Source organism: Streptomyces sp. NPDC054770, from assembly GCF_053611985.1.
The window spans coordinates 1-9,986 of record NZ_JBSHBL010000153.1 but is presented as its reverse complement, the minus strand read 5'-3'; the positions used below and the strand labels follow the sequence as shown (position 1 = coordinate 9,986).

General features: G+C 71.1%; 10 protein-coding genes. 3 read left to right on the top strand and 7 right to left on the bottom strand.

Going from position 1 to position 9,986, the window contains the following annotated elements:
• Positions 1 to 238: 238 nt before the first annotated feature.
• From ACWGKQ_RS51300 to ACWGKQ_RS51270, 7 genes are all read right to left on the bottom strand, one after another.
• The gene (locus tag ACWGKQ_RS51300) at positions 239 to 1,831 is read right to left on the bottom strand and encodes a dipeptide ABC transporter ATP-binding protein (RefSeq protein WP_453299025.1); all 1,593 of its coding nucleotides are present in this window, start codon (positions 1,829 to 1,831) and stop codon (positions 239 to 241) included.
• Complete coding sequence (locus ACWGKQ_RS51295) at positions 1,828 to 2,826, bottom strand: ABC transporter permease (RefSeq protein ID WP_453299024.1); 999 nt, start codon at positions 2,824 to 2,826, stop codon at positions 1,828 to 1,830. Before ACWGKQ_RS51295 ends, ACWGKQ_RS51300 begins: the two co-directional genes overlap by 4 nt.
• Positions 2,823 to 3,830, bottom strand: a complete 1,008-nt coding sequence (locus ACWGKQ_RS51290; RefSeq protein ID WP_453299023.1) for an ABC transporter permease — start codon at positions 3,828 to 3,830, stop codon at positions 2,823 to 2,825. The genes ACWGKQ_RS51295 and ACWGKQ_RS51290 overlap by 4 nt, the downstream gene beginning before the upstream one ends.
• A 4-nt stretch (positions 3,831 to 3,834) precedes the next feature.
• The gene (locus ACWGKQ_RS51285) at positions 3,835 to 5,553 is read right to left on the bottom strand and encodes an ABC transporter substrate-binding protein (protein WP_453299022.1); all 1,719 of its coding nucleotides are present in this window, start codon (positions 5,551 to 5,553) and stop codon (positions 3,835 to 3,837) included.
• A 166-nt stretch (positions 5,554 to 5,719) separates the two neighbouring features.
• Positions 5,720 to 5,812 carry an Ms4533A family Cys-rich leader peptide gene (locus tag ACWGKQ_RS51280; RefSeq protein WP_351321593.1) on the bottom strand — a complete coding sequence of 31 codons (93 nt, stop codon included), beginning with the start codon at positions 5,810 to 5,812 and terminating at the stop codon, positions 5,720 to 5,722.
• A gap of 56 nt (positions 5,813 to 5,868) precedes the next feature.
• The gene (locus ACWGKQ_RS51275; protein ID WP_453299021.1) at positions 5,869 to 6,912 is read right to left on the bottom strand and encodes a DUF3152 domain-containing protein; all 1,044 of its coding nucleotides are present in this window, start codon (positions 6,910 to 6,912) and stop codon (positions 5,869 to 5,871) included.
• A gap of 340 nt (positions 6,913 to 7,252) precedes the next feature.
• Entirely contained in the window at positions 7,253 to 8,245 is a 993-nt protein-coding gene (locus ACWGKQ_RS51270) for an alpha/beta fold hydrolase (protein WP_453299020.1), read from the bottom strand.
• Positions 8,246 to 8,420: 175 nt separating this feature from the next.
• Here ACWGKQ_RS51270 and ACWGKQ_RS51265 point away from each other — a divergent pair, with 175 nt between their 5' ends.
• The 3 genes from ACWGKQ_RS51265 (at position 8,421) to ACWGKQ_RS51255 (ending at position 9,838) form a co-directional block, all read left to right on the top strand.
• Complete coding sequence (locus tag ACWGKQ_RS51265) at positions 8,421 to 8,645, top strand: hypothetical protein (RefSeq protein WP_453299019.1); 225 nt, start codon at positions 8,421 to 8,423, stop codon at positions 8,643 to 8,645.
• A gap of 181 nt (positions 8,646 to 8,826) precedes the next feature.
• Positions 8,827 to 9,471 carry a TetR/AcrR family transcriptional regulator gene (locus ACWGKQ_RS51260; RefSeq protein ID WP_453299018.1) on the top strand — a complete coding sequence of 215 codons (645 nt, stop codon included), beginning with the start codon at positions 8,827 to 8,829 and terminating at the stop codon, positions 9,469 to 9,471.
• 139 nt (positions 9,472 to 9,610) lie between these two features.
• Positions 9,611 to 9,838: a DUF3107 domain-containing protein gene (locus ACWGKQ_RS51255; protein ID WP_453299017.1), complete on the top strand. Its 228-nt coding sequence runs from the start codon at positions 9,611 to 9,613 to the stop codon at positions 9,836 to 9,838.
• The last annotated feature ends 148 nt before the right edge of the window (positions 9,839 to 9,986 follow it).

Sequence of the window (9,986 nt, the reverse complement as noted above, 5' to 3'; positions counted from 1 at the left end):
GCGTGGGCGGGGTGTCCCCCCGCGACCTTTCTCGGGGTGGGGGGCCGGGGGGGGGGGGGGGTCCGTCGGGGGAGCAGGTTGGCGGCACCCGGGGGGGGGGTGTGCGGGGGGTCCCCAGGGCGCCACCAAAAGGGGTGAACGGTCGTAACTTTCCCGTGCGGGCCACGTTCGGTCGCGCTATGCAATCATATGGCGGCGGAACGTCACATCTGGATCTGTGCCCAGATCTGCGGAAACGTCACGTCGATGCCAGTTCCCGGCGCGCGGCCCGCCGCCGGGCCGCGGCCTCGGGGTCGAGGGCGGGTACGGCGGCCAGGAGTTGCCTGGTGTAGGGGTCCTGGGGGTTGTCGTAGACCTCGTCGGCGGGCCCGGTCTCGACGATCCGGCCGCGGCGCATGACCGCGACCCGGTCGCTGACCTGGCGTACGACGGCGAGGTCGTGGGCGACGAAGACGAGCGCGAGCCCGAGTTCGCGCTGGAGCTCGCCGAGCAGGGCGACGACCTGGGCCTGGGTGGTGACGTCCAGCGCGGAGACCGGCTCGTCGCAGACGATGACGCGCGGGTCGGCGGCGAGCGCCCGCGCGATGCCCACGCGCTGGCGCTGGCCGCCGCTGAACTCGTGCGGATAGCGCTGGTAGTGCGCCCCTTCGAGCCCCACACGCTCCAGCAGCTCGGTCACGCGCCCCCGGATGCGCCCCTCGTCGCGTTCGCCCCGCGCCCGCAGCGGGTCGGCGATCGACTCGCCGATGCTGCGCCGCGGGTTGAGGGAGGACACCGGGTCCTGGAAGACCATCTGGACGGCCGGATTCACGCCCACGCGCGCGTGGCCGTCGTAACGGACCTCGCCCGCCGTCGGCTCCAGCAGTCCGACCAGCATCCGGCCGAGGGTGGTCTTGCCGCTGCCGCTCTCGCCGACGACGCCGAGGGTCTCGCCCCGGTGCACGGTCAGCGACACGTCGTCCACGGCCGCGAACGCCCGTTTCCCGCGCCCGAACTCGCGGCGCAGGCCGGTCGCCTCCAGGACGACCTCCTCGGACGCCTGGGAGGGCGCGCGGACCGCGTCCACGCGCGGGACGGCGGAGAGCAGTTCCCGGGTGTACGGCTGCGCGGGCGCGCCGAGCACGGCGGCGACCGGCCCCTGTTCGACCACGCGCCCGTGCCGCATGACGAGCACCTGGTCGACGCTCTCGGCGGCGACGCCCACGTCGTGGGTGACCAGCAGCAGGGCCATGCCGGTCTCCTCGCGCAACGTGTGGAGCAGGTCGAGGATCTGGGCCTGGACCGTCACGTCGAGGGCGGTAGTGGGCTCGTCGGCGATGAGCAGCTCGGGCTCGCAGGCGAGCGCCATGGCGATCAGCGCGCGCTGGCGCATGCCGCCGCTGAACTCGTGCGGGCGGGACCGGGACCGGCGCGGGGCGTCCGGGATGCCGACCCGGTCCAGGACCTCCACGGCACGCGCGCGTGCGGCTCGCCGTGACGCGCGCGTGTGCACCCGGTACACCTCGGCTATCTGGTCGCCGATCGCGTAGTACGGGTCGAGGGACGACAGCGGGTCCTGGAAGACCATCGCCGCCTTCGCGCCGCGCAGCCGCCGCAGTTCGGCGTCGGAGGCGGCCTGTACGTCGGTGCCGGCGACCTCGACCGCTCCGCCGATCCGGGCCCCGGTGCCGTGGTGCAGGCCCAGCAGCGCCGAGGCGACCGTGGACTTGCCGGAGCCGGACTCGCCGACCAGGGCGAGGGCCCCACCGCGCTCCAGGGTGAGCGACAGCCCGTCCACGGCTCGCAGATCCCCGAACTCGACGGTCAGGTCAGTGACTCGGACGAGACTCACGTCAGTACCACCCGTCGGTCGGCCACCGCGTACAGCACGTCCGCGACGGCGTTGGCGAGCACCACGAAGAAGCCGACGACGAGGACCATGCCGACGACGACGGGCAGGTCGACCACGCTGACGGCGTGCACGAGTTCCTGGCCGAGGCCCGGCAGTCCGAACAGCGTCTCGGTGAGCACCGCACCGCCGACGGCCGAGCCGAAGTTGTTGGCATTCAGCGCGATGACCGGCGCGAGCGCGCCGCGCAGGGCATGCCGCCCGACGATCGACCGCTCGCTCACGCCGTACGCGCGGAAGGTGCGGATGTGGTCCTCGGCCAGGGTCTCCAGCATCGACGCCCGGGTCATCCGGGCGAACGCGGCGGACTCGATGAGGGCGAGGGAGAACCAGGGCAGCAGCAGGTTCCACGCCCACTGCTCGGGGTCGTCGGTGAACTTCACGTACTGCGGGAAGGGCAGCAGCTGAAGTTCGCCGCAGACGACGATCATCAGGACCAGGCCGATGACGAAGACCGGCGTGGCCCAGCCCGCCAGCGTGAGGCCGGTCAGCACCCGCTCGGTGAGCCGGCCGCGCCGCCAGACGGAGAGCACGCCGGTGCCGACGCCCAGGACCAGCCACAGCACCATCGCGCCGAACACCAGCGAGAGGCTGACCGGAAGCCTGGTCAGGATGATGCTCAGGACCTGCTGGTCGGTCTGGTAGGAGAGGCCGAGGCAGGGCGCCGAGCAGTGCTCCACGGCGGTGCCGGTGGAGTAGTCCTGGCCGACGACCAGGCCCTGCAGGAAGTGCCAGTAGCGCACGTACAGGGGGTCGTCGAGGTGCAGTTGCTGGGCCACCTGGTGCACCTGCTCCGGGGAGCAGCGCGGGCCGCAGGTGATCTGGGCGACGTTGCCCGGGGTGACGTAGAAGACGACGTAGACGATCACCGAGATGGCGAGCAGGGTCGCCAGGGTGCCGATGGTGCGGCGGAGCAGGAAGCCGCCGAAGCCGTTCACGCGGACTCCTCCTTCGCCGTCGTCACGGCCTCACGCCCGCGGCCGGTGCCGACACCGAGCCGGGAGGCGGCGCGCGGGTCCAGGGCGGTGCGGACGCCGTCGCCGAGGACGGTCAGCGCGAGGACGGTCACGAACAGCGCGCCGGCCGGCAGGAGCAGGTACTGCGGGGCCGCCTGGTACCAGACGTCGGCGGCGGTGAGCATCTGGCCCCAGGAGGGTGTCGGCGGCTTCACCCCGACGCCGAGGAAGGACAGGGCCGCCTCGACGCTGATGTTGACCGGGATGAGGATCGAGGCGTACGTGATGACCGGCGCGGCCAGGCCGGGCAGCAGCTCCCGGCGGGCGATGCGCCAGGCCCCCCAGCCGCTGAGCCGTGCGGCGGCGACGTAGTCGAGCCCCTTCAGGGTGAGCGTCTGGGCGCGCACGATCTTCGCGATGTTGCCCCAGGAGATGAGCCCGATGACGAGGGTGACCAGGACGGGCCGGGGGAAGCTCTGCGGCACGATCGCGAGCAGCGCCAGCGATATGATCATCAGGGGCAGCGCGACGAAGATGTCCGTGATCCGGCTCAACAGTTGATCAATCCATCCACCGCCGAGCGCGGCCGCCACTCCGACGAGCAGCCCGATGACGACCTGGATCACGGTCGCCGAGAACGCGACACCGAGCGACACCCGGGCCCCGTACACCAGCCGTGCGAACAGATCACGGCCGGTCTGCGGCTCCACGCCCAGCCAGTGGTGGCCGGTGATGCCTCCCAGTGGGCCGGTCGGCACGCCGCCGCGCGCGGAGTCGATGAGCGACGGGTGGTAGGTGGTCGGGTCCTGGCCCTCCAGTGCGGTGAGCAGGGGTGCGGCGAGCGCGACCAGGACGAGCAGCGCGACGATACCCGCCGCGACCGTGGCGGCCCGCTGCGCACGCAGCCGCCGCCAGAACTGACGAGCCCCCGAAGCCCCCGAGGCGAGCGCCTCGGGGGCCTGGGTGGCGACAAGTGCCTCGCTCACGGTGCTACTTCACCGCGACCTGGGAGATGTCCAGGACACCGGTCCAGTCACTGATCACGACGTTCTTGATGTCCTTGCCGACCAGCCGCTTGTAGACCGGGTGGAACAGCGGCACGGTCAGCGCCTGCGCGCCGATCTTCTTGTCCAGTGCACCCCACCGCTTGGCGGCCGCGTCAAGATCGGTCAACTTGTTGATCGCGTCAATCTCGGCGTTGACCGAAGCATCGTTGAGCTGGGAAGCGTTGAAGTTCGCGCCGTCCTTGACGATCTGCCGGCCGTCGAAGATCGGGGCGAGGAAGGGACCGCCGGAGGGCCAGTCGGCACCCCACGCGGCGAGGAAGAAGCCCGGCTCGGTCTTCACGCTGTGGACGGTGTCGGAGTAGTTGTTGTCCTCCAGACCCTGGAGCTTGACCGTGATGCCGGCCTTCTTGAGGGCGTCCTGGATCGCGGTCGCGATCTCGGGGCTCGTCTTGAAGTTGTCGGCGTTGTCGTGGGTCAGCGTGACGGTGAGCCCGTTCGGGTAACCGGCCTCCTTCAGCAGCTCCTTGGCCTTGGCCGCGTTGCCGGTGGCACCCGCCGGGAAGAGGTCGTACGGCGTGTAGCCGAAGGACTTCTGGTCGGGCAGGAAGGTGGTCGCGGGCTCGGCGAGGGCGCTGCCGCCCGCCGCGTTGACCACGGACGACCGGTCGACGGCGTACGAGATCGCCTCGCGCACCTTGGGGTTGTCGAACGGCTTGACCTTCGGGTTGAACGCTATGTAGTTCGTGTAGCCGAAGTGGCCGGTGCCGACGCGCGCGGCGAGTTCCTTGTCGCCCGTCACCTTGGCGAGTTCGGCCGGACCGAGGTTGGTGTCCGTCGTCACCGCGGCCGCGTCCGTCCCCTGGGACGCCGACAGCCGCTGGTTGATCACGGACGAGTCGAGGCCGGACTGCACGTCGATCTTGTCCGGGTACGCCTTGCGCTGGTCGTCGACGGCCGCGGACCAGTACTTGTTGCGCTCCAGGATCAGGTGCTCACCGTCGTTCTCGTTCTTCACGACCTTGTAGGGGCCGGACGAGATCGGGTGCTCCTCGTACTTCGTACCCGTGTCCTTGGCCTGCGGGACCGGCGTGAACTGCGTCTGCGTGGCCAGGAACGGGAACTCGCCCTCGGGCTTGTTCAGGTGGAAGACGATGGTGCGGTCGTCCGGCGTCTCGATCGCCGAGAGCCCCTTCTTGTCCTTGTACGGCCCCTGGTAGTCGGCGGCGCCGACCAGCCAGTCCCGCAGGTAGGGGGCGCCGCCGGAGAGCTCGGGGGCGAAGGATCGCTCGATGCCGTACTTGATGTCGGCGGACGTGATCGCGGTGCCGTCCTCGTACTTGAGGCCCTTCTTCAGGGTGTACGTCCACACGGTCGCGTTCTTGCTGGCGCGCCCGGTGTCGGTGGCCAGGTCGGGGACGACCTTGGTGCCGGCGGCGCCGTTCGCGCGGTTGCGGGTGGTGAGCGTGCGGAAGACCAGGGACGGCACGTTGCCGCCGCCGGAGGTGTACAGGCGGGCCGGGTCGAAGTCCGTCTGGGGGTCGGAGTTCAGGACGGTGAGCGTGCCGCCCTTGTGCGGCGTGGAGTCGCCACTGGAGCCGTTGGCATCGTTGTCCTTCGGCCCGCAGGCGGCGGCGCCCGCTGCCACGACCAGGGCAAGCGAAACGTACGCCGCGCGGGCGCTGGTTACGGACGGGTGACGCATCGGAATGACGACCTCTCGGAAGGCGAGTCTCGATGGGCGAGACAGATTGACGAGGAGTGAGACGAAAGTGAACAGACGTCTGCCCCGGCGTCAGGTCGTCGAAAGAGCCGCGACCCAAGTCACGGCAACAGAGAAAAGTCGCGACGCGAACGCCTGGAGGCGGGCGTCAGCGACAGTGGATGTCGGCCACGCAGAGCGCGGTCACGCCGATGAGCGCCAGCTCGATGGCGGCGCGCGCGGAGGCGTGAAGGGACGACATGCCCAGAAATATGTATGAACTTTCTGCGCATGTCAATGTGATGTATGAGCCACCTGTCAACTCTTGGGGTAGGGCCACGGGTTGGGCAGACAGTGGATCCCGTCATGGTCCAGGAACTTCGTCTGCTGCTGCATGACCGGCGCCAGCTCGCCGTCCTTGTCGCAGGTCACATGACCGTAGCCGAGCCGGTGGCCGACCTCGTGGTTGATCAGCATCTGCCGGTAGGCGTGGATCTTGTCGCCGTACGTCTTGCTGCCCTGGGCCCAACGGTACGCATTGATCATGACGCGTTCGGTCGACGCCGAGTCGCAGGACACGTTGTCCTCGGTCGTGTCGAGACCGGACTTGGCGCACCACTTGGCGGTGGTGCCGGGGCTGGCCAGCGTGATCACGAAGTCGGGCTTGCCGGAGGACACGCGCGCGAAGGTACGGGCGCCGTCGTGGGCCCAGCTGCGCTCGTCGTTGAGCGTCTTCTGCACGGCCTCGGCGAACAGTTTCCCGTCCAGCCCCAGCCCCTGCTCCACGTCGACGCGGTAGGTGTACTTCCGCCCCTTGCCCGGCGCCTTCGCGCTCCCGGGCACGGTGCTGAACTTCCCGGACCCGGCCAGCTCGGCGCTGAGCGGGTACTTCTCACCCATCGCCTGCTCGTACGACAGTGTCGCCACACCGGGCGAGGCGGAGACGGACGGCGTCGTACGGCTGTTTCCGCGCGAGGCGGCGCCATCGGTGGCCCGCGTCCCGCCCGCGGCCGACTCGGACCCCACGGCGCTGCCGTCGCGGCCGTCGACGACCTGTCCGGCGACGATCACCGCGAGCACGGTGGTGACGGCGGCGGCCGCGATCCCGGCGAAGGTCCGGCCCTTGCCGCCCTTGGGTTGCGCGGGCTCGCCGGCGTTCGCGGTGCCGTCGTCCGCAGCACCGCCGCCGGCGTCGGACGCCAGCGCGGACGTACGCGGACCGGAGCCGGGCGGATACGTTTCCGCACGCTGGGCTCCGATGCCGGGGCGGGGCGTGAAGACGTCGACGTCCTCGTCGAAGGCGTCGACGTAGTCCTGCCGCGGCCTCGCGGGCCCGCCCTGCCGCTGCCGCGGTATGGACACACCGGCCGCCCCGGAGGCAGCGCCGCCCGGGCCGCCCAACTCGCCCCAGCCACCGCCCGCTTCACGCTGCTGCGGGTGACCGCCACGAACTCGGGGGACACCGCGGGCCGGGGTTCCGTCCGGAAGACGCGGGACACCGTGGGCCGGGGTCCCGTCCGTGAACCGCGGCGAACCGCCCGGCGGTGTTCCGCCGGCCGGGCGCGGCACCGTCGTCCCCGCAGGCCCGCGCTCCCCGTCCCCGTCTCCCGGACCCTGTTTCCGGGCCGCGCGCACGTCCGCTATGTCCGCGGGGTCACCCTTGGGTGCCGGGCCGCGGCGACTGTGCCGTCCCACTCGCCCCTCAGCTCCCCGCGCCCGGCGCGACCGGTCCGCCGCCCGACTCGCCGGCGGAGGCGAGGAGTTCGCGGAACGCCCCGGCCACCGCGCCCGGGTACTCCATCATCGCCACGTGCCCGGCGTCCGGCATGGACAGCAGCCGGGAGTAGCGGAAGCTGCGCGCGGCCTTCTGGGCCATCCGGTAGCCGACGAGCTGGTCGCGGCCTCCGTAGATCAGCAGGGTCGGGGCGAGGACGCGCTCCGCCTGGCGCCAGAGCCCGTGCTGGCCGCCCAGTGTGTACGCGTTGACGATCCCGCGCGCGGACCGCGCCATCGCGTCCCAGAAGTACGGCAGCCGCAGCCGCCGCTCCAGTTCCTCCACCGCGTCCTGGAACGCCTCGGGCGTCACCCGGCCGGGGTCGCCGTAGCAGAGGGCCAGCACACCCCTCACCCGCTGTTCGGCGGTCCACTTGCCGGTCGTGCGGGTGAGCAGCCCGGCGACGCCGGGGAGGCCGAGGACGACCGTCGGCATGGCCGTGCGCTGCACACGCAGCTCGGGCAGGGCAGGCGAGACGAGCGTGAGGGTGCGGACGAGGTCTGGGCGGACGGCGGCGACGCGGGTGGCGACCGCACCGCCGAGGGAGTTGCCGAAGAGATGGACGGGACCGCGGCCGGCCGCGTCGAGGTATCGGATCACCGCGCGCGCGTGCCCGGTGATGGAGTAGTCGCCGTCGTCCGGTGGCGGCGAGTCGCCGAAGCCCGGCAGGTCGACCGCCTCGCCGTCCACGACGCCTTCGAGCCGCTCCATGAGCAGCGACCAGTTCTGCGAGGAGCCGCCGAGCCCGTGGACGTACAGCGCGGGCGGCAGGCCCTCGCGCGCGGGCGGCCGGGAACGGACCGAGAGCGTGACGCCGGGCAGGCGCACCGACCGCAGCCGCTCACCCTCCGCGACTCTGACTGCCGCCGCCTCTGGGAGCACGCTGGTGGGCGGCACGGAGGGCAGCTCGGTCGAAGACATGGGCCAATGTTACGAGACGATCACACAGTGATTCGTGTGTTCGCCGTCACAGAGCCACCCGGGCGGGCCGGGACGGCATAGCGTCCTCATCCCGTGTCTCCTACGCTCGTAAACAGGGCACCCGTACGTGGCCCCCCGGCTTCCGCCGGGGATGTTCGAAGGAAGGGAGCCCACCATGACGCAAGACCCCAGCGACCCCGACGTACTCGACGATCTGGAGGCGCAGGACGCCCCGGAGATCGATGTCGAGGCCCCCGAGGGCGACGCGGCCGAGCAGCACACGGACATCACGCCGTCCCACGACGACCCGCTCACCGGGGTGGACCCGGACCGCGCGAACGAGGCCGATCTCATCGAACAGGCACGTGTGGTCTCCCTCGACGAGGAGGACTACCGCTGACCACGGCCGGCCCCCGGTGGGCCCACCTGGCCTGTCCGCATTTCCCGGTGCGGCTTTCGCCGTCGTCCGGTACGTGAAATTCTGCGTTCGCACCGCGCACAGCACGGTTACCGAAAAGTACGATGGCCGCGCGGAGCGATCCGCATGTGTACGACTCATGTGGACGACCTAGGGAGGCGGCGTGACAGCCATCGAGCAGACAGAGGCGGCACGCCCGCGGGGCACTCGCCTGCCGCGCCGTGCCCGACGGAACCAGTTGCTGGGCGCCGCCCAGGAAGTATTCGTCGCGCAGGGGTACCACGCGGCCGCGATGGACGACATCGCCGAGCGCGCCGGCGTCAGCAAGCCGGTCCTCTACCAGCACTTCCCGGGCAAACTCGACCTCTACCTGGCCCTGCTGGACCAGCACTGCGAAGCGCTGATCCAGGCGGTGCGCGGCGCGCTCGCGTCGACGACCGACAACAAGCAGCGGGTCCGGGCGACCATGGACGCGTACTTCGCGTACGTCGAGGACGACGGCGGGGCCTTCCGCCTGGTCTTCGAGTCCGACCTGACGAACGAGCCCGCGGTGCGCGAGCGCGTCGACAAGGTCACCAACGAGTGTGCCGAGGCGATCTGCGAGGTCATCGCCGAGGACACCGGCCTGCCGAGCGCCGAGTCGATGCTGCTGGCCTCCGGCCTCGGCGGCCTCGCCCAGGTGGTGGCGCGCTCCTGGCTGCACAGCGACCGCACCGTCCCGCGCGACCAGGCGGTACAGCTGCTGACCTCGCTGGCGTGGCGGGGCATCGCGGGCTTCCCGTTGCACGGGATCGAGTCCCACCACTGACGGCGCCGCGGGGCATTCCCGTTCGCTGTTCGCTCCTGGCGTGCTCGCCCGCAGCGTGTACGTCCCCTCACCGGGCTAATGTGTGCAGCGTACGGCGCGGAAGGTCGCGCACTTCACTGACCGTCGGAGGGACATAGCCGTGGAGGTCAAGATCGGCGTGCAGCACGCGCCCCGCGAGATCGTTCTGGAGAGCGGTCTGAACGCCGAGGAGGTCGAGCGCCTCGTCGCCGAGGCGCTGGCCGGCAAGTCACAGGTGCTGTCCCTGGAGGACGAGCGCGGCCGCAAGGTCCTGGTCCCGACGGACCGCCTGGCGTACATCGAGCTCGGCGAGCCGACGGTGCGCAAGGTCGGCTTCAGCGCGGTCTGACCGCAGCAGCGCAGCAGCACGGAGGGGCCGGGCGGACATGTGTCCGCCCCGCCCCCCCCGCCGGGCCCGCCCCCCCCGGCCCCCCCCCCCAAGATTGCCACCCAAAGGGCCCACAGGAGGATTTTATTAAACCCGGGGAGCGGGTTTA